Source organism: Nocardia sp. NPDC049149 (assembly GCF_043197455.1).
In the GTDB taxonomy this organism is placed as follows: Bacteria; Actinomycetota; Actinomycetes; order Mycobacteriales; family Mycobacteriaceae; genus Nocardia.
This window is the reverse complement of the sequence record NZ_JBICTD010000005.1, coordinates 145,428-165,768: the sequence shown is the minus strand read 5'-3', so window position 1 is coordinate 165,768 and position 20,341 is coordinate 145,428. Positions and strand designations below refer to the sequence as shown.

Below are 20,341 nucleotides of genomic sequence, written 5' to 3'. Positions count from 1 at the left end.
TTTCCTCACGTACGGGTGACGGACATGCGAAAGCCCCGGCAGAGGCTCTGCCGGGGCTCACGGGTCCAGGTCGGACTTATTGGTTGTCGAGTTCGATACCGAGGATGCGGGCGACCTTCTCGCCGTCGAGGTATTTGTCCCCGAGCTCGATCAATTGCGCTTTGCGGAGGAATTCGTCTTTCTGTTCGCGGGAGCGGAAACAGACCGCGATCCAGAATTCCGAGTCGTTCATGGCCGCGAACTTCTCGGCCCATTGCTTACTTGCCCCGGACAACCCTTTTCCGAGTGCGTTGAGTTCGGCTTTTACGTCGGCTTCCAGGTCGCCGGTGGAGGAGTCGCGAACCTCAGCGAGCGGGTCGGGGTGCGGCTGGCGGCGTAATGCTTCGGCGATGTCTTCACGCGACGCTTTTACCTTGGATTTTCCGGATTTGAGGATGGCGAGGACTTCGTCAGGGAGCGGCATGCATGACCTCCGCACGGAAGATTTCTAGATCGGCGAGTGGGAACCATTTCAGAATCGTCTGATAGTCGTCGGGATAGTGGGTGCGCAGCGGGCCGAGGTAGTCGTAGCGGATGCCGTCGATGGAGCGTTTGAACATCCGATAGTCCGGGCTGGGTTCGAGCCCCGCTGTTTTGATCCGCGCCCACACCTCGCGGGTCTCCCAATCCCAGAGCGGGGACTGGCGCCGGGTGCGGTGCTTGACCGCTCCCCACCGCTTGATCGCCAGCATCCGGGTAGCCGAATCAGCGGCGCGTACACCATCGAGGATCCAGGTGTCCGGGGCCGCGAATGCCTCGCGCATCAGCTCGTCCCATTCTTCGCGAGTCGGCACCCACAGGTCGGCGGCCTCGATGATCGCGCACCGCTCCGGCGGCTGAAACACGAGGTTGGATAACATCCGCCAGAACGCGTCCGCTGGCAGGTCGATGATGCGGGTGCCGAAGAAGTCCTCGTAGCGGTCGAGGTCGGCGCGGATGAACTCCAGGCCGGGGACGATGGACTTGTGGATGGGGATCACCTCGATCCCCCGTGCGGCGAGCTCGAGCCACACCGCGACCGAGTCCTTGCCGCGGGAGAAGTTGAGGATCACCGGTTTCCCGGTCTCGGCCAGCCCGTCGAGCAGCTGGGTGGAGGTGGGGTATCCGGGCAGGCTGATCATCGGCACCTCCCGGTTACGGGTTGGTCAGGTCTGCGGTCGGCATCTGAGCAGGGTGGTGCTGATTTCATGGGTAATCCTCACTGTGCAATCTTCACTAGGCAGCCCCTACAGGTAGGGCTCAGGGGGCAGGCTAGAGGGCACCCAAACAGTTTCCCCATTGCCCCATCCTGAGCCCTGAGAGCCATTCTCAGGGCTCAGAATCCCCCTGGGGCAGTGGTGAGTCAACCAAGTGATCCCAGAGCCCCACAGGCCATTGAGAAGCCATTGCCAGGGCATTTGAATTCAGGGGTTGCATTACTGCAATGAGTATGGATTACTTGGTTCTGGAAGTGCTTTCACAGGCTCCCATTCACCACTGGGTACCTGCCTTGGACTAACGGCAGGGTCGCCCCAACAATCAGCCTATTGGTACGGCTCACTCATATAGTTTTCTGGGTGAATTCGGCATTCCGGTGACAGCGGAGCTATGCCACATTACGGGGGAAGTCGCACGCAGTTTTACCCGCTCGCGTGACCTCCGCATGTCGATTTGACAATTCCACAGTGTGAACTCATGCAAGACAGGATTTCTGTCTTTCCGTTTCTGCGGCCATTCACTGGGTCGCAGATGTTCAACTGGGAGAATTCATGTCCACTCGCAAGAGCACGCGTACGCGCACCACCAGCCAGCGCAAGGCCGCGCCGACCAAGAGCACGCCGAGCAAGGCGGGTCCGAGGAAGGCTGACCCGGCACCGGAGCCCGCACCGTCGACACCGCCGACCGAGGAGCAGAAGGAGAAGCCAAATCCCTTCTGCACCAAGTGCGGTGCCCGGCTCGGGCCGGAGGAGGGCGACCCGTTCAAGGGAAGCTCACTGCTCTACGACGATCCTGGTTTCGCGAACCTGACGGGCGCGTTGTTCCTGTGTGGCTGGCAGTCACAGACCCTGCAAAAGGTCATCGACGGCCGCGCCACGGTGATCGTCATCGGTATTCCCGTCGACGAGGCCGGTAACACGTTGAACAACCGCAAGATGGTGACCGCAACCTGGGAACACCACCCCGAACACGGATGGGTACAGCTCGCGGAGAAATGCGGCTACAGCCGCGCCGACGGGACCGGATTCCAGAACCGCACGGCCGATCAGTTGACCACCTACGTGGGCAACAACGTGGCCGCGTGGATGCTCGCCGACATCGACGAGCCCGACGCGCCCCCAGCTGCCAAGCCGAAGCGCGCGACCAGCAAGGCCAAGAAGCAGGCACAGCCTGCGACGAAGCCGCCGCTGGACCCGGAATCCAAAGGGCTGCCGGTGGGTTCGACACCTGCACCGCAGGACGAGCCAGAACCGGCAACCGACCCTGAGCCTGAACCTGAGGCCCCTGCTGAAGACCCCGACACCACCGAGGACCCCGGTAGCACCGAGGACGTCGGCGGCGACGAGGAGCCCAGCGAGGCCGAAGAACTCGAGGTCGCCGAGGAGGAAGTGCTCGCCGAGCCGAACTCCAAGGAACCCGTTTCCGCGTGACCACGCAGTGAGCCGGTTCGAGACAGGTCTTAGCTGCCTCGAACCGGCTCGCTCACAGCCTATTCCAGTTTCGGAGAGAAAGAACCATCCATGGACAAGGAACAAGAGGCCAAGGTCGTCCGTCGTGTTCGGGCGATGCTGCAAGCCGCCACCGATGACTCCAACGAGAACGAGTCGGCAGCCAAGCGCCAGAAGGCGTGGGAGCTGATCGCCCAGTACGGGCTGGACAACGATCCACGGATTTTCGGTGGACGTACCGCGGAAGAAGATCAGATGATCCGCATTCGGGTACCGACGAAGGCACCGTTTCGGGAACAGCGAATGCTGTTGCTGGGCTCGGTCGCCCTCGCGCTGCACACGCGGCCGATCATCGTCGGCCACGAAGTGCACATTGTCGGCGTTCGCTGTCACGTCGATCGCGTCAAGATGATCTATCCGATCATCGAGGTGCAGATGATCGGCGCGGCGAGTAAGCGAGTGCCGGAAGATCCGTTCGACAGGTCAGGTGTTCGCCGTGACCGCATCGGATACATGACCGGGTTCGCCGGTGAGGCGATGGCCCGGATCGTCGACTTCGAGCGGCAGGCGGTGCGCGGTACCAGACGTGAAGCCGAGTTCGCAAAGGACAAGCGGCGTACCGACGCGGCATACGCCACGTTGTATCCGTATGCGCGTGACTTCAAGCCCAATCAGGGTGACCGGGCTGGGATGGCCGCGGGAAGCCGCAGCGCTCACGGTGTCGACCTCGGGCAGTCCAGGGTCGGCGACACGCATCGCGCCATCGAATCCTGAAACCAGCAGGGAGCCAACGCGAACCGGGATACGGCAGGACAGTTGTCCTGCCGTATCCCGGCCGACCTGCTCTCTCGCAGGGCAGGTCGGTTCGGTGAAAACGCTTGCGACACAACATCGCAGGCGATCGGCAACATCAGATGGAGTACACGAAGTTGAATGAGGAATGCATGCCTGACGTCCACGACGCTCACGCGAAAGGGGACTACTGCCCCGGCTGGATCATCAGAAAGCTGGTCGCTGACAAGGATCTGCGCTACGCGCACCTATTGACCGCGATGTCGATAGCAGGATGGGATTTCACGGTCTGCCAGCTCGTCGTGGATGGAAACCCGCGGGTCACCCTGTGGGGTTCCCCGGTCACAGAGTTCGGGCGACCACGCCTGGACAAGCGGGAGATCAATGCGGTGTGGGAATACCACTCCGGCGCTTGGCAAGTCGCAGGCCACGGCACCGGCTCCCAGGCAATCGGTGGGGGGCTGTTCACGCCCGCGACGCCCGCCGATCTCGTCGCGATGGTGACCGATGCCCCGGCGCGCTGGGCGCACATCGAGCACTGACTGGGGGGCGATCACTCGGTGGCGCGCCGACCTCGCTAGCACGGGTCGACGCACCACCGGCAGGGGTCACGACCAGGCAGTTATCAGCTCAAGATCAAGCAGCTCCGGCCATCACCGTGACGGTGGTGGCCGGAGCTGTCGCTATCGAAGACGGAGTGTGATGAAGAACCCCGATTACCACTTGGCGTGTTTGCGCGAGCTGGTCAGGCAATGCACCAGCGAAAACCCACTCGACGAAATATATGTCGCGGACAAATCCCATGACGTGATCGCCGAGTTCGTCGACGGCTTCACCGAATTGGATCAGTGGCTCAGCGCTGGCGGGCTGGCTCCTAGCGCATGGCGATCCACCAACGTGTCCGGATAGCGATCGAACCTTGTCGGCGGCCGGTGATCCGGCCGTCGCACATCTACCTGCGAGCACCGATCGCAGGTGTCCCAGAAGAGATATGGAGTACGCAATGAGTGAGCAACCCACCTCGTGCCGGGAAAGCATCGAGCTGCGATGCGCCGGGTGTGGGGAGGTCGTGTCCTGCAACGGGCCCAGCCACAGTCACGATCACCTGTCCATCGTCACCGAACTGATGGCTGAGAACCGCCTCGGTTTCGGAGATCTGCTCTCGGCGTTGATGATCGCGTCCTGGGAGGTCCGGATCCAACCGGGTGTCCTCAGGGGAAACCCGCGAGTCGTGCTGATCGGTACGCCGGTCACCAAGCACGGGTACCCGCGTTTGGACAAGCACGACGTGATCGCGATCTGGGAACGCCCGCCGGGTGGCTGGGAAGCCGGAAAGACCGGACATCAGCCAATCGGTGGCGGGCCGTTCACGCCCGCCACCGCTGCCGAGCTGACCAAGCTGGTCTCAGCGAGCCCAGCGAGCTGGGTACGCACCGCACGCTGAACTGCATGACCGTGTGAGACGAGAGCGCCGACCCTGCTAGCACAGGTCGGCGCTTTCGCTGTCTCTACACCCTTACCGGGGAAAACCGCTCGCGCCGACGAGCAGCGAGAAACCCCACGACATCAACCATGCCGCCCGCCCCGCCGGCACTGCCACCGATTCGGCGCGCAGCGCCGCCACCACCGTGTGCTCGAACCCCATCCGCGGATGCAGCAACAGCAACTCGCGCACCCAGACGGGGTCGAACTCCGACAGGCGGATACCGAAGGTGTCGAGCAGTGTTCCGGCGGCGACGAAACCGGCCGGATCCGACAGATCGGCGCTGACTCCGAAGCTCATGTGCCCGGCGATCGCCGCCGCGAGGTCTTGTGCCCGCTCGGGCGTCTCACCCACGGCTAACGCGATCTCGACAGCGCGGCGAGCGCTGGTGACCGCGAAACAGCATCCCGCACGGGGGTGTTCGAGGGTGAGGTTGTGCAGCAGACACGACACGTAGGCGAGTTCGTCGTCGTAGTCGGCACCGCCGACGGCCGCGAGCACGCGTGCGAACCAGTAGCTGCGATAGGAGTGCTCGAGCATCGCCGGTGACAGCACCGTACGTGCCTCGCGCTCGACGGCGCGTGCGAGCGCGGTGTCAGGCAGCCGAGCGTCGGCGAGTTCGAGCTGGGCGGGTCCGTGATGGCCGGTGCGGGCTCGGACGACGTCAACAACGAGGTCCGGCATCTTGCCGAGCATCACCCACATCAGCGCAATGCGTTGCGCGGTAGTCAGTTTCCCGCACGTGTTCTGCGCCCACGCCCAGTCGAGCCCAGCTGGAGCAGCCATCCACGCCTCCTCGAGGTAGTGAGCTCGCCTGCTCGCACGAACGCCAGGCGGCGGATTCACCGGAGTTGAGCTCCGGACATCACTTGCCACCCGAGCGGGGGTGGCGATTTCGACTCCTGCTGCACCGCAGCAGGTTCCACACACCCACGGGTGCGTGGGCCGGGTCCCGGCCAGCTAGCACCTGGCCGGGCCTCGGTTTCTGGTTCACCAAATATCTACGGGAGACAACGATGAGTGACCCGTGCATCGTGGGCGGACTCGGCGGCGAGAAGGCCACCGGTGTCTATATCCACGTCGACGGCACCCCACAAGCGATCCTGCCCCGCCTGGGGCAACTGCTGGCCCGCGACGGAACCGAAAAGGTCCTGAGAACCCTCGCCGGACGACACTACGGCTGGGCTTACCTGTGGCCGGAACTCGACACAGGCGACGCCGAAACCAACCTGCACCTGCCGCTGATCACCGGAAAGGTGATCCCCGGATACGGGTTCTCCTACACCGTCGGGCCATTGCTGCACCGTTTCACACTCGCCGACGCTCGCACCCATCCTCTGATCGGATGGGCGTACTTCATCGACTCGGCGGGCGGGGACATCCACTGGTGGGACACCCGCCCCGGAGCCCCTGACACCGGTCACGTCGCCACCGTGTGGGGGCGAGCATGAGCCGCCGCGAGCTACCCGCCGGGGTGTGGCGGCGTGACCGGATCACCGGCGGCTGGCGGTACTGGGTGACCGAGTACCGCCGCTACAGCGAACCCGACGCCTTCCGCGTCAACCTCAGGGCAGCGATCCGCGGAATGACCTGGTATCCGCCTACAGGGCAAGGGATTCCGATGTGGCCGGGCCTCGGCCTGGAGGAGATCCGCCGCCAGCGTGATTTGAAACTGGTCGCGGGCCTCGGAGTCAGCTCGACACCGTTGGAGTATCCCGAAGATCAGCACATCGCCGCGTATCTCGAACGAGGCCACGAACCGATCTGGGCGACCTACACACTGCTCGGGATCAAGCAACTGATCAACGGCGGCTGGCAGATCTCCTACTTCCTGGATCGAGGAGTCGAAATCGGCGGTGTCGCACTGGATTTCATCCGAGAGGCCCGACCTGACGGGCTCAGCCTGGCGTGTGCACTTAACCGGCACGAGGAATGCACCGGTTCGATCCGGCCACGATGGTGGACGCTGAACCGGCAACCGGCACCGTGCTCATGCACGTGTGGGTGCCAGGACCGAGCACGGCGGCTAACGGCCGATAGCCGAGCCGAGGGCACGGCCGATGAAATCGAGGATCTGAAGCCAAATGACAAGACCAGGACCGTAACTCACGAGGAACCTCCTAACGAGCAGTAGCGGGATACAAGAACGACAGAACCCCCGAGACCTGTCAGGGGGCGATCAGGGCTCTCGGGGGTTCTGTCGTGAAAACGCCAGCGATGGAAGGGGGTTGGCACACCACTGGCGCGAAATCGACGCTATCTGTCCACAGTCTGTCCGCGCAATAGATTCGGGCATGGTTATTCACCGGTAGCAAACGGTCGAAACGACGCATGGTGGTCTGTCGCTTCTAAGCCGCGTTGCCGCCGAGGAGCCGCCGCCGATCTTCGGCAGGTGAGGCCGGGCTTCGGCGCGTGAGGTTGTCCGTGCTGAGGACCCCATGTCGGAAGCCGGCTCAAATGGGCAGGAGATGCGCGACCATTGACTGAGGTTGTGGTTGACGACGCTGCAGAGTACCAGGGGGGAACATGACAGCAACGCTGGCGGCAGTGGTAGGGGCAACGTTGGGCATCATCATCGGGAGGTTCTGGGACATGCGGTCAGAGGCTTCGCGGTGGCGACGAGACCAGATGACTGCTAGCTACCAGCGGATGGCCGACGTGTTTCGCAAGACTACCGAGGGAATCAGGACGATCGCGCTGGCCGACCCAGCGGATGAGCGCTTCGCTGAGATGGTGGACCGTTTTCGGGCCGATAGCAGCTGGGACGACGCCTACTCGGCGGTGTGGCTTCACGGATCGCCGGTAGTTGTCCAGGCGGCGACAGCTCTCGATCTCGCCGAGACCGAACTGTTCTATGAGGCACAAGATCATCTGCACCAGATCGAGGATTGGTACCGGATCCGAATTCCCGCGCGCCAAGCGTTCGAGAGGTTCCTCGTGGCCGTACGCGATGAGCTACGCCTCGCGGCCGTTCCGGTGACGTACTTTCCAGATTTTCCGCGCCAGATCCCTCGCCCGGCGCCGAGCCGATAACCGCTACTGCGCCGAACGGCGTGCGGTCAGGCAATGCGTACCAGTGCGAGCCCGAACGCCGATGCTGCGTTCTATAGTTTCCTGGACGTGAGTTTCTGGGCGCTGTGGACTGCGCTACGAGGGGAGGCGGCGGTGTCCGACGAACTCCGGGTCGAGGTCGATCGGTTGCGCGAGGCATCACGGTTTGTCAGCGACAAGGCTCGGATCATCCGTGAGAGGGTGGCCAAGCTGGACAAGACTATTGGTCAGGAACTTCTCGCCGATGGCTGGCAGGGTAAGGCGGCCTCGGCGTATGACGAGTCGTGGGTGGAGTGGAAGGCCGGTGCCGACAAGGTTGCCGATGCGCTGGAGCAGTCCGCCGCCAAGCTGGCACAAGCCGCGATCCAGTACGAGGCACAGGATGTAGCGCGACGCGACGCGATGGATCAGATCGCCGGGCAGGTGCCTGCCGATGGCCGGTGAGGATCGTTTCCGCGTTGATCTGGAGCAGCTCGATGCTGCGATCACCACGATGGATCAGTTCGGCCAGGATGTCGAGGAGTTGCTCGGCGAGGTCGATCGCCACGTCGCGGATCTGCATCTGTCGTGGTCGAGTGAAGCCGCGACCGCTCAACGAGCGGCCCACGACAGGTGGGTGGCCGGTGTGGAGGAGATGCGGGAGAACCTCGACGAGTTGCGGGTCGTCGCTGCCAAGGCACATCGGAACTATGCGGGGGCCATCGACGTCAACACGCGGATGTGGCCTGCATGACGCCGGTTGTGGTGACCCCGAGTGAACTGCGACGAGCGTCGGATTCGTTCAAGAACTTATGGGGCTTCGCGTGGGGTGACATGACGGGCATGTTCGGCATGCTCAAGGACTGCGGTGGCTGTGCGGGCACTGACCGGGTCGGCAAGAAATGGTCCGACGACTACGATCCCGTCGCGCAGCGTGCGATCGACGCGGCGACCTCGTTCGTGATCGGGTTGAGCCAGATGCACGACTTGCTGCAAGCAACCGCGGCCAATCATGCCAACGCCGATCATCTCTCGGTCGTCGGCGGCGCCCCTGACGATCTCGCGTTTCCGCCGGGGACCTTGGAGTGGATGAAACGCCCCGACATCCCGAACCTCTACGGCGGAGATTCGGGGGAGCCGTCCTGGTGGGACAAGATCGCTTCGTTCACGCAAGGCGAGCTGTGGCCCAACGGTAACCCCGAGGTCCTACGGAACGCCGCCACCGGGTGGAGCTATTGCGCCGAGCAACTCGGTACGCATCTGAACTTTCAGCCGGTCCGCGACATCATCGGTGACCAGCAAACTCCGGAAGTCGGCCAGATCATCGAACAGATCAACCTGCTAGATACTCAAGCGAAAACCCTTGCTACACAGTTCAAAATCCTCGCCCACGGCTGCGGCGACTACGCGCAGAACATCGAGGACGCCCACACCGAGATCCTCAAAGAACTCGGTGAGTTCGCCGCGATCTGGGCCATTGGCGAAGGCGTGTCCTGGCTCGCGGCGGGCGAAACATTCGGGCTCTCGCTGCTGGCGGGCAATGGCGCGATCGCAGCACGCGCAACGGTCGTTGGGGCGCGCATCGCGACGATCATTCGCGAATTCGCAGCCACGGCCCAGCTTTCCGGGTTGCCGGTGATAGCAGCCTCGGGTGCGTTCGTTCGCTCGGTCGAAGAGCTCACCCCGTTGTTGACCTCGCAGGCGAGTCTGCTCAGCGCCGAGGTCGCCGGCAGCGTGAACCCCTTGACGCAAACCGATCTGAATCTGCTCTCGCGGCGTCCGTATCTGCGTCAGTCCACGAAGAACGCTGTAAACGCTGCCGCGGACAAGACGGTGGTCAACGGGCAGGAGTTTTACATCAGCGCCACCAACGACAAGGTCCTGATCCCGGTCAGCGGCGTCTACGACGACGCCGCGATCACCAGATTGCCTCGCCCGCAACAGTATCCACTCGACGGGCAGTACTACCAAGCCGCGGACGGCAGCCTGTATCCGGTTGATTCCCAAGCGGTGTATGGCCATGTGACCGGTCGCGAGAACTGGCGGTTGCGTGATGATGCGCTGCGCGGCAACCCGCCGATGACCTGGAAGGAGTACAGCGACTATTACAACGATCCGGCCAAGTTCCGGATCGAGGACAAGTACGGCAACTCCACCCACCGTGACGAGCTACCGAAGTAAGGACGCCTGCGATGTGGAAGAAGAAGGACAAGCCAGCACCCGTCGTCCGTGACCAAGGCGGGCGTATACCGTTGCACTACGCGGCTGCCGACGACGACACCACAAAAGACGTCCTCGTCGCCGAGCTCCTCGCGCAAGGCCAAGATCCCAACGACCGTGACTACGCCGGGTTCACCCCACTGCACGCCGCAGCCCAATACGATCGTCCCGACGCCGTACGTGCTCTCCTCGACGCTGGCGCCGAGGTCAACATCCGTGACGAAGATGGCAACACCCCATTGATGTATGCCGTGCGTAGTCCCTGGACCAGCCCAGAGGTTGTGCAGCTGCTGCGTGATCGTGGTGGTGACCCCACCATCGAGAACCAGCAAGGCAATTCGCCCCTATCTCGAGTGCGGCGGGTCTCCAACAAGCCGCTGATCAAAGCTGTGTTCGCCGACCTTCTCGACGAGGACACCCCGTGACGCGAACGCAATTACAAGACCCGCAGAAAGAATCGTGCCTGTGACCTACCTACAGGAATGGGAACGCCAACTCGAACGCGACCTTGCTGAAATTCGCAGCAGCACTGCCAAACTCACCAAAGCCGCGGCTGCTGTCCGGGGCCGTAGCGAGGTTCGCGGCATCAGCATCGAGGTCGACACCACCGGCGATATCACCAGCTTGAACATCGCGCCGGGCGTAATGCGTTGGCCGAGTGGGCAACTCACGAATGCTCTGATCGAATGTCATCGCCGAGCCCGCGCCGACGCCGCGGACAAGGCCGAAAAGCTCCTGCGGACTGTCGATCCTCGAATTCGGATAGGAATGCAGGAACTACGAGGAAGACCGAAACCCGATACCGCGACCGCTCCTGGAGCGCGGCCGATGACCGAAGGAGAGATCCAGGCGGCTGACGACGAATACTTCGAGCGCCTGAACCGAGGTTGGGAAACCCGCGGCTGATGTGCATGAGCCTGGTGGCTGATGGTGTTGGGTCATACGATGGCGCAATGACCGAACCAGTAGACGGACGCGCCGCATATCAGGTGTTGGTGCTGCCGTATCGGCTCACTGCCGAGGGTGTGCGGTACGCACTGTTTCGACGTGCGGATGCCGATTACTGGCAGGGGGTAGCGGGAGGCGGCGAGGACAACGAGACTCCGCTGGTTGCGGCCCGACGAGAAGCGGCCGAGGAAGCGGGGTTGACCGCGGACCATGAGTTCGTTGCCTTGGACGCGCGAGCCACGATCCCTGTCGTCTACGTCACGGGCGAATTCACTTGGGGGCCTGATATTTTGGTGATCCCTGAGTACGCTTTCGGCGTTCAGGTCGAGGATGGTGAGCTGAGATTGTCGGATGAGCACACCAAGTATCGGTGGTGCACGCTGGCAGATGCCACGAAGATGGTTCGCTGGGATTCCAACCGCACCGCTCTGTGGGAACTCGACCATCGGTTGCGCCACAACATGATTCACGCTGGAGTCATGATCAGAACCTGTGGATGATCGGGGAGGGAGTACTTTCCGGATGAATTGAGTACCGAAGTCACCAAGGGGCCGGACTCCCGCGCGGCCGGTCTCGCGATGGCGTTCAAGCTGATCGCGATCGTTCAGGCCCGCTGGCGCTGTCAACGCGCCGCACCTGGTCGCCCTCGTCCGCGCCGGAGCCGTCTTCGAGAAGGTCGGGCTGGAACGACCAGTCGACCTGCCTGATGTGAAGGAGGCAGCCTGAGATGGCCGGACACCCGTTGTCTGTCGAGGAATGCGACCGGCTCTGGGAAGCCTGGACGCCCGCCGAAGTCGCCGAACGGCTGTCGGGCACTCCGTCATGCTGGTATGTCGCAGCCGGGTGGGCGTTGGATCTTTTCACCGGCGGCCTAGGACGCGAGCACTCCGATCTCGAAATCGGAGTTCCGCATGAACGATTCGCCGAGATCGCGGACGCGTTCCCTGGCTTCGAATGGGACGTCGTCGGCGACGGGTGCATTTGGCCGTTTCCCGAGGAAGCCGACAACCAACATCAGACATGGCTGCGCGAGCCGGCGACGGGGCTGTATCGCCTCGACGTGTTCCGCGAACCGCACCTGGGGGATCGATGGATATGCCGCCGCGATGCCTCGATCACCCTGTCCCACGACGAACTGATTCTCCATACCGCCGCTGGCATCCCATACGCGATCCCCGAGGTCGTACTCTTGTTCAAGGCGAAAGCTCGGCGGGCCAAAGACGAGGCAGACTTCCTACACGCGCTCCCCGCGATGGACCGATCACGGCGGTCCCGACTGTCCGGGTGGCTATCGCGAGTACACCCCGGTCATCCCTGGCTGGAAACACTCTCGAACCACAGGTATTGACAATTTGCGAGCATCGGTGACATCGGGTTTGTAGGCAGTCCTTATAGCAGGGCATTTGTGTCCAGTAGCTTGATTTCAGCGTACTCAAGGTGCTAACCGATTCGATACGAAATCGGCGAAGTCGGATGCCATTTCGGTCGCGCGCAATCTGTTGCCGTTCGCTATGTTGACCAGCTATTGATGGTTGTAGATCCAGGAGTTTCCCGTTTGACGATATTGCTCGACAGGAATAGGTTGCGCGTCTGCGCGCATGCGGGCTGTGTACAGGATGCCGTCGAGGTGGTCGATCTCGTGGTGAACGAGTCGAGCCAGTCCGTTGCGGTATTCGGTCGTCTGGGTTTGGCCGGTGGGCGTGGTGGTCTCGACCATGATCGATAAGGGGCGTGGAACCAGCCCTCGCACGTCGAAGAAGCTGAGGCAGCCTTCGTACTGCTCGTCTTCTGTCTCGGAGTGGGAAACGATCCGCGGATTCAGCAGGACAATGCTCGGGGCCTGCGCATCGGGCGGTCGAACCACAGCTGCTCGTCGGTGGATCCCAATCTGGGGAGCCGCGATGCCCATCCCCTTTGCGAAGTCGTGCACCTCGCGTACGCGATGGGTAGCCGCGACTAGTTCGGCGATGATCGTGTCGGCCAGGCTCCGCTCGCCGGGCAGTTCGAGTGACCTGCACTGCTCACGGAGGCTCTGAGCACTGGACTGGACGATCCCGCATTCACGCATGGCGTCGCTTGGCTTGGCTTCGATCACACTGGATCCTTATGTCTGAGACGTGGTTTCGGATTGCGCACGGAACCGCCACTCCATGCGGTAGCGAGTGTGCAACGGCGGGGCGGTGGTGCTCCAGGTGAAGATTGTGCGCTCCCCGTCGATGGTCTCGGTCGGCGAGGTGGGTAGCGGCCGGGCGTTGGCGGTCATCGATGTTTCGATGCCCCACACGACCGGATCGAGTGCGGTTGGAAAGGACAGCTGGACTTCGAGCCGTTCTGTCGGTAATCGGACCGCGCGCTGGAACCAATGGCCCCACTTCTCCTGACCAACCTTGTAGCCGTAGGTAATCCAAACCGACTGTCCCGGATACAGCGGAAATCGGCCCTCGCTGTTCTCGAACAGGAACCACACCTCCTTGAGGGCGTCGAGATCCTGTTTGACCTCCCACCGCATGGGTTCACCGCCGCACGCTGCTGTCAGCTCGATCTCATCGAACGTAAGCGGGTCTTGCCTGTAGTAGGCATTGGAGCGTTCGGGTTCTCCTGGGTAACGGTCGACGTTGATTCGAGCAAGAAAACGAGTGACGGGCTCGGCCCCGACGTTACGCAACAGCCTTCGCATCGATGGTCGGTATGTGATTCCGTCGTAGTCCAAGTGGCCGACGTCGTGCTCGACAACGAGGGCGCTCTGCCCGATCAGCACGGTTTCAGGCGAAGTCCACTGTAGCCCAGCAGATTTGGGGGTGCTGGATTTGGCGGCATCGTATTCGCGCCAGCGTTGCCAGATGACGCTGCCTGTACCGAGAGCGAGGTCGGCTTTACGGGCGAAGTCTTCGGTCGGTGGATGACGCCCAGACTCGACATGACTGACATAGGAGGGGTCGAAGCCCATCTTCAGGGCCAACGCCCGCTTTGCCCAACCCTTGACGTCACGCCAGTGCGCGACTTCGGCCGCGAACGCCGCTGCGGCGTGTTCGATCGATACGGAGTCCGCTGGTGCGTCCAAACCCGTTGCCCCCGGCTGCTAGTGATCGGCATGAGTCGACATGAAGCGTGAATGAACCCAGTTCATCATTCCTTCACGCTCGCCGCCACCGGTTCACTGGTTCGAGAACTTGATCGGGTGTATCGAGATGGACGGGGGATCGTCGTGCAGGAGCTGTGCCTGTCCGCGAGCGGGCGACCCGCAACCGTAGGCTCACTGGTTCGGCGGCCGAGCGTTCTCGGCTCTGGCGGTCGGCCACGTTCACAACACACTGAGGTCAGGTCCATGATTGTTCAACCACTGAACCAGAAGCAGATACCCGATGTGATCGCGCTGATGGGGCTCGGCGAGCCATACATCACCCCCCGTACCTATTCCGACTACTGGCTCTACGCGACGCTTTTCTCCTCGACCTGTCCGCTAGCCGTCATCGACGACGAGTTGGCTGGTGCAGTCATCGGATTCCGAAGCCAAGACGACCCGGACGAGCTCTACGTCCAGGACGTGATGACCCACCCGAGCTATCGGCGCAAGGGCGTCGTTCGAGAGTTGCTGAACGACGTGCTCAGTCGGGCGAAGGCGATGGACTGTCGCCGTGTGTATTTGACCTCGGAGCCGAGCAACCACGTTGCCCACAAGACCTGGACCACGCTCGGATTCACCAATGTCCCCGGCGATGACATCGTCGACGGGGTCTCGGTCATCACCGACTTCAAGGGGCCAGGAAAGACGAGGGCGGTCTATGAGTTTCGACTGAGACCAGATAGCCACGCATGAAATGCGTTGCAGGATAACACCTTCGCATCGTCGCCTGGCGTCAGAGCTTGACCGAGGCGCTATTGGGTTCATCGCACCGTCGACTACAGATAGAAAGGTTGCTCACCATGCCCGACAAGGTCGTCCGGGACAAGGTCTTGTGCTACATCGTTCGTGACGGCAAGCTGCTGGTTTTCCGGCATACCGACTACTCCTGGGAAGAAGTCGGGGTGCAGGTGCCCGCAGGCAGTATCCGCGCCGGAGAAGCTCCAGAAGACGCGGCTCTTCGTGAAGCTCGGGAGGAGACCGGACTCAGCAACTTTTCGATTCGACGCAAGCTGGGCGAGGCCGAATATGACATCAGCCCTTACCGATTCGAGATCCAGCACCGCTACTTCTTCGAACTCGAACTGCACGAGCAGGCACCGGAGCGGTGGATGAGCCAAGAAGACCACGACGGTCAAGGCGAGCCGACAAAGTTCGAATGCTTCTGGATACCGCTGGAAGCAGCGCATGTCCTGCAATCAGGACAGGGTGCACTGCTCGGTCGACTCGTCGACTGAGCTGACCATGATCAACCCGATGGGGAGCGTGCTGGATGACCGGGGAACCCAATAGTCAACATCCTCAGACATATCTGACGCTTCCGGAGACCGACACCGCGACAGCGGTGTCGGTCATCCTGAAGCTTCGCGGCGAGACCTGCGACATCGACTGTCTGTACTGCTACGAGAAGCGCAAAGAAGCGCCCGGTGGCGCTCGGATCGGCGCCGAGGACATCAGACGATTGCCTGAAATCTTCGGTGATCGTCCGCTTTCTCTGGAACTCCACGGTGGCGAACCACTGACCGCAGGAAAGCCTTACATTGAGCAGCTGCTGTCCGAACTGGCCGGCCAGCCAACCGTTCAGCGAGTTTCCCTGCAAACCAACGGGATTCGACTCGACAACAGTTGGCTGGACATGTTCGACGGGGTGTACCCGGCCCTTCGAATCGGGATCTCCCTGGACGGAGACCCGGAAGGCAATGCGTGGCGTGTCGACTACGACGGCGCGCCGACCTACTCAAAGGTTGCCACTGCTTTGGAACGGCTCGCGGCCCGCGGGCGCAAGGTCGGGATCATCACCGCAGTCACCCCGCGCGTACTGGGCCGCGCGTCGGTGGTGCTAGACCATCTGGCCAGCTTTGCCGCAGTTGACGCCATCAGCTTCGTGCCTTGCTTCGATGCCACGGTGACCATGCCCACCGCAGCGGTCGGACGCAGGACAACGGCGAGTCGTATCGCTCAGCAGGCGAGCCTGTCCTCTAAGGGCCCGGCGTGGGCCATCACGCCTACTGAATATGTGGAGTTCGTTCTCGCTGCTGCTGTGCGTTGGGTGCACGCCGGTGCGTACCGCCGAATCAAGCTCGAACCGATCGTGTCGGCCATCCGCAAGCTGCGCGGCCTCGACACCGGCTTCTGCCATTTCAGCAACCTGAAGTGCGATCACATCTTTACTCTCTACCCAGACAAGCGTGTGGGTAGCTGTGACGAATTGCCCTGGCCAGCTGCACAACTCGCCACATTGGATCAGTTCGCTGGTCACGAACAGGTCGCCACCGCCCAGCGCCAGCTCCCGCTGCTGCAACAGGGACGGTCACTGACGAACAAATGCACCGACTGCCGGTATCGCAGCACCTGCGGAGGCGGCTGTATCGCTACCCGCATTCGGGCGACGATCGCCTACGGAGATGACGATGAGTACTGCGGCCACCGGATGCGGCTCATCGACGGTGTCGCGGCATTGATTACCCAGCCCGGGATGCCGTCGGCGGTGTCCTGCCAACACGTCCATGCCCGTCCGAAGCGTCTCAATGAGATGCATGATGTGCGCGGCTTCATCGGGCGGTGGCGTGATCCGCGCGCCACCCGGCACAAGCCGCGCCTTCAGATCAGCACTCACGGCAACATCAACACTGTGGGCGAGCCTGGGATCCATGAGGCCGACGATCTGGACCCGCTACATCCGTTGTGGCGCAATGCAATCGAACCTGGAGTTTGGCCGCTGGTCGAAGTGATCACCGCAGAGTGGAATCTGATTACCTACGACAGCTGTGAAGGTCACGCCTACGCCGGACTGGCGATCGAACCGGGCGAACGTCGAGTAGGGATCCTGCCTCGAGAACCTGCCCAGTATGCGCGTATCGCGGCGGCGCTATGCCGATGCTGCGCCGCAACCGAACAGCATGTGCCCGAACCGATTCGGATAGTCATAGGCCGGGCTGATCTGACCTGCGCAACCTCCAGAAGGCAGTTCCCCGTTCTCAATGTCCTGTTCGAGCGCGCCGACGGCTACGACTGGAACGCCTACTTCGACAACCTCGCCGACGCCACACGCCTTCTCACAGAACAACTTCGAGCAACCTCACCAGATGAGCGCACAGAATGCGGATGCGCCGTCGTGAGCTCAACAACCGGAACATCATGACCGCCGCCGAGACGGCTATCGTCAACCAGCTGCTAGGGCGGCTGTGCTACTTCCACGTTCTCTTTATCGAACCAGCGTTGACGACACCCCATGCGCTCCTAGACCAGCAATGCTGCCACCATCGGGAGTCGGCTATCGCTGCGGCCACCGAGGCCGACAGCGCAGCGCTGGAGAACGCCCCCTGGCGGGTCCTAGCCGAGATCGGTGAATCAATCGGCGTCCAGCAGTGCCGGCCAGACGTGAGTACGTGCTGCGTCGCTTGCCGTGTGCGCTCCTATGCCAGCGCGATCGCCGACTGCTGGATCAGCACCGAATCCCGCGCGTATCAGCACAGTCGACCCAAGGTCACTCACCGGACGCAATGGTGCAAAGTCATCGCCGAGCGGATGGCCACGGCGTTCGATCTCCAGTACGGCACCTCGTGTACCGCTGTCGTAGAACCTCCGGCAGAGCACGCGATCCCGGATCTGACCGGGCTTCCGCTCTCAAGTGAGCTTTCCGAATTGTGGGCCGCTCCGATAGGCGCCGCGCCGGTAGCCAGTTGGCTCAACCATTGCGCAGGCATCGACGACATCGCACACGAACTACGAGTGAAGGGGGACATGTGCGCACACAACCGCTGATCAAACTCGGCGAAACACTCGCGATCGGCAGCATCGAAGGATTCTTGACTGATGAGGAATCCCGCACGCTCCACGACACGATGGAGCAGTTCCTCACCGACACAACCAGACCCGGCTTCGAACACGAACGCAGATCCTCCATCCATGAGATCCCCGGACAGACCGCATTCCAGGCGATGCAAGTATACGAACCCGCCGGACGCCTCGAAGTCCCTAACATCCCGGCAGCGGCAGAGGATCTGCTTAAGAAGGCTTTCGACCGATCCCAGACAACGCTTGCGCGGCTGCTGCCTTCGGTGAGTTCGTGCCGTCCATGGACATACGTGGAATACGGGCCTGGACAACACATCACGCCCCACCTCGACTGCATCGCACCAGATCCTCACCAGTGGCCTCGCCAGATAGCCGGAATCAGCGTCACGATCGGTCCATGGTGTAGTGGCGGCGAGTTCTTCGTCGAAACCACCTCCGATGAACGACTTTGGGAGCCAGCCACGTCCGGCCCGGTAGCGGGCTACGAGGACGGCATGTCGTTCGCGCACGACGGCGCTGACAATTCCTCACCATGGTTCTCGGAAATGGCGCGCACGCGATGGTCTGTCGAACCGGCTCGGGGTACCGCCCTGCTGTACGGATCTCAACTGGCCCACGGAACCTGCCCAGTCACCGACGGCCGCATGCGCAAGTTCATCAGCTGGCTCTTCGCCGACGCAGCCTGAACCACAACCCCAAGGCTATGACCATGCTGATCGCACTCGAAGGCATTGCCGCATCTGGCAAGAGCACCTTGCGGAACCAGATCCTGGATCGTGCCCAAGCCCGATCGCTCACTATGACCCATCTGGGCCAGTTCTCCTGGCTCTCTCTGAGATCCACCCGGTCCCTCGTTGCTTTAAGGACAGGCCGGGGCGCCGTCGCCGAGGACGATGCTCTTGGCGCTGTTCTCGACGACCTCGCCCTTCACATGCAAAACAACCTCGCCCCAGCCGCTCGCCTCGGCGACGTTATCGCTGACCGACTTGTTCTCTCCACCGCATGCATGCTCGCCACGGCCTACCAGCGCAGCGTCGGCGGTTACGTGAATACGCTCATCAGGCACACCGGCATCCGGCCCGATCTGACCATTTTGGTCACCACAGCCCCAGAGCTATGCCAGCAACGTCTGGCCCAGCGTCGGGCAGCAAGTCGGCCGACGGACAATCCGGATTCTGCCGTCGTACTGGACGAGCTCTATCAACAGGCTGCTTCCGAGTCCGAACGCTGCACTGGCACACCCCTATGGCGTCGTGAGCTGAATGCCCCCGAGGACGCTGTCCGAACTGCCGATGAAGTCCTCAATCGACTTCTCTCTCAAAATGCAGGAGGGTCCTGATGCAGCTGCATCCAATGCATCCAGCAGCATGGGTGCTCGACCAACTCACCGAATGGTCCTGGCGCGTTGTCGAGCTGGTGTCGTTCACTCGATCCAGCACTCTCGTGCTCGCGCACCGAGACGGCGAGCAGCCCGTAGTGATCAAGGCAGGCTTCGGCAGCAACCACGTACTGGAAGCACTTCCCGACGAACAGCGACCCGCCGCCTACGGGTTCTACTGGTACCAGCAGATGACCGCGGTCGAACGTGGCCTCGCGCGTGAAGACTTCCGCTACGAACGTGACCTCGCCGTAGAGGTTACCGGCAGCAATCACGTTGTCCCCGTGCTAGATACCGGAACATGTTCTGCATTCGATTGGTACGCAATGCCGCACTACCCCGGCGGTAACTTCCGTACCTCCATGCTTAGTGCCGGAACGTCAGCAACCGGTGTCACGCATACCGAACAGATATCGGTACTTGCTGACGTTGCAGCAGGACTTATCTCGCTACACCAACACGGAATTGTGCACCGCGACGTGTACCAGGAGAACATCCTGATCGACCATGGACGCGGACTGATCACTGATCTGGGCGCCGCTCGCCGACTCTCATCCCCACGAGGCCCGCACCGACGCGGCCCCGAAGTCCACTGGCCGCCCGAGTATCTGACCAACTACTCCGGCGCGGGCGTAGAGGCCGATGTCTTCAGCCTCGGAGTCTTGGCCTATCGAGTGCTATTCAGCGACATCCCCCGAGCGGGTGATCCGCCCAGACCTCCCGCCGGGTACTCAGTCTTGACCGAAACAGTCGACGCGGCACTCGCTCACCGCCCCGCCGACAGGCCAACCATGGCGCAGCTGCACAGCGCTCTGCTCCGCACCGCTGTCGCTGCTGCGTCGTAGTCGTCAACAGAAAGGGGGAAGAGCCACTGCCGCGAACCATAC

Annotated in this window: 27 protein-coding genes and 1 pseudogene; 23 read left to right on the top strand and 5 right to left on the bottom strand. The window is 62.3% G+C overall.

Annotation, left to right across the window (positions count from 1 at the left end):
• Positions 1-76: 76 nt before the first annotated feature.
• Both ACGFNJ_RS21055 and ACGFNJ_RS21050 read right to left on the bottom strand, forming a co-directional pair.
• A complete protein-coding gene (locus ACGFNJ_RS21055) occupies positions 77-463 on the bottom strand; it encodes a hypothetical protein (RefSeq protein ID WP_393450547.1) in 387 nt (128 codons plus the stop codon).
• The gene (locus ACGFNJ_RS21050) at positions 450-1,160 is read right to left on the bottom strand and encodes a hypothetical protein (protein ID WP_393450544.1); all 711 of its coding nucleotides are present in this window, start codon (positions 1,158-1,160) and stop codon (positions 450-452) included. Before ACGFNJ_RS21050 ends, ACGFNJ_RS21055 begins: the two co-directional genes overlap by 14 nt.
• A gap of 627 nt (positions 1,161-1,787) precedes the next feature.
• Here ACGFNJ_RS21050 and ACGFNJ_RS21045 point away from each other — a divergent pair.
• The 5 genes from ACGFNJ_RS21045 (at position 1,788) to ACGFNJ_RS21025 (ending at position 4,920) form a co-directional block, all read left to right on the top strand.
• Positions 1,788-2,666, top strand: coding sequence for a hypothetical protein (locus ACGFNJ_RS21045; protein WP_393450541.1), 879 nt, complete (start codon positions 1,788-1,790; stop codon positions 2,664-2,666).
• Positions 2,667-2,756: 90 nt separating this feature from the next.
• Positions 2,757-3,458, top strand: a complete 702-nt coding sequence (locus tag ACGFNJ_RS21040) for a DUF2786 domain-containing protein (RefSeq protein ID WP_393450538.1) — start codon at positions 2,757-2,759, stop codon at positions 3,456-3,458.
• Between the two features lie 170 nt (positions 3,459-3,628).
• Entirely contained in the window at positions 3,629-4,018 is a 390-nt protein-coding gene (locus tag ACGFNJ_RS21035; protein WP_393450535.1) for a hypothetical protein, read from the top strand.
• A gap of 160 nt (positions 4,019-4,178) precedes the next feature.
• Positions 4,179-4,385, top strand: coding sequence for a hypothetical protein (locus ACGFNJ_RS21030; RefSeq protein ID WP_393450532.1), 207 nt, complete (start codon positions 4,179-4,181; stop codon positions 4,383-4,385).
• A 94-nt stretch (positions 4,386-4,479) separates the two neighbouring features.
• Positions 4,480-4,920: a hypothetical protein gene (locus ACGFNJ_RS21025; RefSeq protein WP_393450529.1), complete on the top strand. Its 441-nt coding sequence runs from the start codon at positions 4,480-4,482 to the stop codon at positions 4,918-4,920.
• A 72-nt stretch (positions 4,921-4,992) separates the two neighbouring features.
• Here ACGFNJ_RS21025 and ACGFNJ_RS21020 read toward each other — a convergent pair whose 3' ends face one another.
• The gene (locus ACGFNJ_RS21020; protein ID WP_393450526.1) at positions 4,993-5,745 is read right to left on the bottom strand and encodes a phosphohydrolase; all 753 of its coding nucleotides are present in this window, start codon (positions 5,743-5,745) and stop codon (positions 4,993-4,995) included.
• A 230-nt stretch (positions 5,746-5,975) separates the two neighbouring features.
• Here ACGFNJ_RS21020 and ACGFNJ_RS21015 point away from each other — a divergent pair, with 230 nt between their 5' ends.
• From ACGFNJ_RS21015 to ACGFNJ_RS20965, 11 genes and pseudogenes are all read left to right on the top strand, one after another.
• The gene (locus ACGFNJ_RS21015; protein WP_393450523.1) at positions 5,976-6,410 is read left to right on the top strand and encodes a hypothetical protein; all 435 of its coding nucleotides are present in this window, start codon (positions 5,976-5,978) and stop codon (positions 6,408-6,410) included.
• Positions 6,407-7,093, top strand: a complete 687-nt coding sequence (locus ACGFNJ_RS21010) for a hypothetical protein (protein WP_393450521.1) — start codon at positions 6,407-6,409, stop codon at positions 7,091-7,093. The genes ACGFNJ_RS21015 and ACGFNJ_RS21010 overlap by 4 nt, the downstream gene beginning before the upstream one ends.
• A 392-nt stretch (positions 7,094-7,485) precedes the next feature.
• On the top strand, positions 7,486-7,992 hold the full coding sequence (locus ACGFNJ_RS21005) for a hypothetical protein (protein ID WP_393450518.1): 507 nt from the start codon (positions 7,486-7,488) through the stop codon (positions 7,990-7,992).
• 33 nt (positions 7,993-8,025) lie between these two features.
• Positions 8,026-8,454 (top strand): WXG100 family type VII secretion target, encoded by a 429-nt coding sequence (locus ACGFNJ_RS21000; protein WP_393450515.1) that lies wholly within the window; start codon positions 8,026-8,028, stop codon positions 8,452-8,454.
• Positions 8,444-8,743 carry a WXG100 family type VII secretion target gene (locus ACGFNJ_RS20995; RefSeq protein ID WP_393450512.1) on the top strand — a complete coding sequence of 100 codons (300 nt, stop codon included), beginning with the start codon at positions 8,444-8,446 and terminating at the stop codon, positions 8,741-8,743. Before ACGFNJ_RS21000 ends, ACGFNJ_RS20995 begins: the two co-directional genes overlap by 11 nt.
• Positions 8,740-10,170, top strand: a complete 1,431-nt coding sequence (locus ACGFNJ_RS20990; RefSeq protein WP_393450509.1) for a GH-E family nuclease — start codon at positions 8,740-8,742, stop codon at positions 10,168-10,170. The genes ACGFNJ_RS20995 and ACGFNJ_RS20990 overlap by 4 nt, the downstream gene beginning before the upstream one ends.
• Before the next feature lie 11 nt (positions 10,171-10,181).
• The gene (locus ACGFNJ_RS20985) at positions 10,182-10,634 is read left to right on the top strand and encodes an ankyrin repeat domain-containing protein (RefSeq protein WP_393450506.1); all 453 of its coding nucleotides are present in this window, start codon (positions 10,182-10,184) and stop codon (positions 10,632-10,634) included.
• Between the two features lie 40 nt (positions 10,635-10,674).
• Complete coding sequence (locus tag ACGFNJ_RS20980) at positions 10,675-11,115, top strand: hypothetical protein (RefSeq protein WP_393450503.1); 441 nt, start codon at positions 10,675-10,677, stop codon at positions 11,113-11,115.
• A gap of 47 nt (positions 11,116-11,162) precedes the next feature.
• Positions 11,163-11,657 carry an NUDIX pyrophosphatase gene (locus tag ACGFNJ_RS20975; RefSeq protein ID WP_393450500.1) on the top strand — a complete coding sequence of 165 codons (495 nt, stop codon included), beginning with the start codon at positions 11,163-11,165 and terminating at the stop codon, positions 11,655-11,657.
• Between the two features lie 27 nt (positions 11,658-11,684).
• Positions 11,685-11,883: pseudogene (locus ACGFNJ_RS20970) on the top strand (IS256 family transposase); the annotation flags it as partial.
• A gap of 1 nt (position 11,884) precedes the next feature.
• On the top strand, positions 11,885-12,505 hold the full coding sequence (locus ACGFNJ_RS20965; protein WP_393450497.1) for a hypothetical protein: 621 nt from the start codon (positions 11,885-11,887) through the stop codon (positions 12,503-12,505).
• A 174-nt stretch (positions 12,506-12,679) separates the two neighbouring features.
• On the opposite strand, the gene ACGFNJ_RS20960 is transcribed toward ACGFNJ_RS20965, so the two are convergent.
• A complete protein-coding gene (locus tag ACGFNJ_RS20960) occupies positions 12,680-13,252 on the bottom strand; it encodes a peptide deformylase (protein WP_393450494.1) in 573 nt (190 codons plus the stop codon).
• A gap of 9 nt (positions 13,253-13,261) precedes the next feature.
• Positions 13,262-14,218: a multiprotein-bridging factor 1 family protein gene (locus ACGFNJ_RS20955; RefSeq protein ID WP_393450491.1), complete on the bottom strand. Its 957-nt coding sequence runs from the start codon at positions 14,216-14,218 to the stop codon at positions 13,262-13,264.
• A gap of 264 nt (positions 14,219-14,482) precedes the next feature.
• Here ACGFNJ_RS20955 and ACGFNJ_RS20950 point away from each other — a divergent pair, with 264 nt between their 5' ends.
• From ACGFNJ_RS20950 to ACGFNJ_RS20920, 7 genes are all read left to right on the top strand, one after another.
• Positions 14,483-14,974 (top strand): GNAT family N-acetyltransferase, encoded by a 492-nt coding sequence (locus ACGFNJ_RS20950; protein WP_393450488.1) that lies wholly within the window; start codon positions 14,483-14,485, stop codon positions 14,972-14,974.
• A 107-nt stretch (positions 14,975-15,081) separates the two neighbouring features.
• Positions 15,082-15,516 carry an NUDIX domain-containing protein gene (locus ACGFNJ_RS20945; protein WP_393450485.1) on the top strand — a complete coding sequence of 145 codons (435 nt, stop codon included), beginning with the start codon at positions 15,082-15,084 and terminating at the stop codon, positions 15,514-15,516.
• 35 nt (positions 15,517-15,551) lie between these two features.
• Entirely contained in the window at positions 15,552-17,420 is a 1,869-nt protein-coding gene (locus ACGFNJ_RS20940) for a radical SAM protein (protein WP_393450481.1), read from the top strand.
• Complete coding sequence (locus tag ACGFNJ_RS20935; RefSeq protein ID WP_393450478.1) at positions 17,417-18,043, top strand: hypothetical protein; 627 nt, start codon at positions 17,417-17,419, stop codon at positions 18,041-18,043. Before ACGFNJ_RS20940 ends, ACGFNJ_RS20935 begins: the two co-directional genes overlap by 4 nt.
• Positions 18,025-18,762 carry a 2OG-Fe(II) oxygenase gene (locus ACGFNJ_RS20930; RefSeq protein ID WP_393450475.1) on the top strand — a complete coding sequence of 246 codons (738 nt, stop codon included), beginning with the start codon at positions 18,025-18,027 and terminating at the stop codon, positions 18,760-18,762. Before ACGFNJ_RS20935 ends, ACGFNJ_RS20930 begins: the two co-directional genes overlap by 19 nt.
• Positions 18,763-18,785: 23 nt before the next feature.
• Positions 18,786-19,415 carry a hypothetical protein gene (locus ACGFNJ_RS20925; protein WP_393450472.1) on the top strand — a complete coding sequence of 210 codons (630 nt, stop codon included), beginning with the start codon at positions 18,786-18,788 and terminating at the stop codon, positions 19,413-19,415.
• Positions 19,415-20,299, top strand: a complete 885-nt coding sequence (locus ACGFNJ_RS20920; RefSeq protein WP_393450469.1) for a protein kinase — start codon at positions 19,415-19,417, stop codon at positions 20,297-20,299. The genes ACGFNJ_RS20925 and ACGFNJ_RS20920 overlap by 1 nt, the downstream gene beginning before the upstream one ends.
• Positions 20,300-20,341: the final 42 nt, after the last annotated feature.

Coding starts and splice junctions, on each gene's coding strand:
- ACGFNJ_RS20945 (WP_393450485.1), top strand. CDS start 15,082: ATGCCCGACAAGGTCGTCCGGGACAAGGTCTTGTGCTACATCGTTCGT.
- ACGFNJ_RS20920 (WP_393450469.1), top strand. CDS start 19,415: ATGCAGCTGCATCCAATGCATCCAGCAGCATGGGTGCTCGACCAACTC.
- ACGFNJ_RS20985 (WP_393450506.1), top strand. CDS start 10,182: ATGTGGAAGAAGAAGGACAAGCCAGCACCCGTCGTCCGTGACCAAGGC.
- ACGFNJ_RS21025 (WP_393450529.1), top strand. CDS start 4,480: ATGAGTGAGCAACCCACCTCGTGCCGGGAAAGCATCGAGCTGCGATGC.
- ACGFNJ_RS20940 (WP_393450481.1), top strand. CDS start 15,552: ATGACCGGGGAACCCAATAGTCAACATCCTCAGACATATCTGACGCTT.
- ACGFNJ_RS20950 (WP_393450488.1), top strand. CDS start 14,483: ATGATTGTTCAACCACTGAACCAGAAGCAGATACCCGATGTGATCGCG.
- ACGFNJ_RS21000 (WP_393450515.1), top strand. CDS start 8,026: ATGCGTACCAGTGCGAGCCCGAACGCCGATGCTGCGTTCTATAGTTTC.
- ACGFNJ_RS20925 (WP_393450472.1), top strand. CDS start 18,786: ATGCTGATCGCACTCGAAGGCATTGCCGCATCTGGCAAGAGCACCTTG.
- ACGFNJ_RS20990 (WP_393450509.1), top strand. CDS start 8,740: ATGACGCCGGTTGTGGTGACCCCGAGTGAACTGCGACGAGCGTCGGAT.
- ACGFNJ_RS21040 (WP_393450538.1), top strand. CDS start 2,757: ATGGACAAGGAACAAGAGGCCAAGGTCGTCCGTCGTGTTCGGGCGATG.
- ACGFNJ_RS21045 (WP_393450541.1), top strand. CDS start 1,788: ATGTCCACTCGCAAGAGCACGCGTACGCGCACCACCAGCCAGCGCAAG.
- ACGFNJ_RS20975 (WP_393450500.1), top strand. CDS start 11,163: ATGACCGAACCAGTAGACGGACGCGCCGCATATCAGGTGTTGGTGCTG.
- ACGFNJ_RS21010 (WP_393450521.1), top strand. CDS start 6,407: ATGAGCCGCCGCGAGCTACCCGCCGGGGTGTGGCGGCGTGACCGGATC.
- ACGFNJ_RS21055 (WP_393450547.1), bottom strand. CDS start 463: ATGCCGCTCCCTGACGAAGTCCTCGCCATCCTCAAATCCGGAAAATCC.
- ACGFNJ_RS21035 (WP_393450535.1), top strand. CDS start 3,629: ATGCCTGACGTCCACGACGCTCACGCGAAAGGGGACTACTGCCCCGGC.
- ACGFNJ_RS21020 (WP_393450526.1), bottom strand. CDS start 5,745: ATGGCTGCTCCAGCTGGGCTCGACTGGGCGTGGGCGCAGAACACGTGC.
- ACGFNJ_RS21030 (WP_393450532.1), top strand. CDS start 4,179: ATGAAGAACCCCGATTACCACTTGGCGTGTTTGCGCGAGCTGGTCAGG.
- ACGFNJ_RS20935 (WP_393450478.1), top strand. CDS start 17,417: ATGACCGCCGCCGAGACGGCTATCGTCAACCAGCTGCTAGGGCGGCTG.
- ACGFNJ_RS20995 (WP_393450512.1), top strand. CDS start 8,444: ATGGCCGGTGAGGATCGTTTCCGCGTTGATCTGGAGCAGCTCGATGCT.
- ACGFNJ_RS20965 (WP_393450497.1), top strand. CDS start 11,885: ATGGCCGGACACCCGTTGTCTGTCGAGGAATGCGACCGGCTCTGGGAA.
- ACGFNJ_RS21005 (WP_393450518.1), top strand. CDS start 7,486: ATGACAGCAACGCTGGCGGCAGTGGTAGGGGCAACGTTGGGCATCATC.
- ACGFNJ_RS21050 (WP_393450544.1), bottom strand. CDS start 1,160: ATGATCAGCCTGCCCGGATACCCCACCTCCACCCAGCTGCTCGACGGG.
- ACGFNJ_RS21015 (WP_393450523.1), top strand. CDS start 5,976: ATGAGTGACCCGTGCATCGTGGGCGGACTCGGCGGCGAGAAGGCCACC.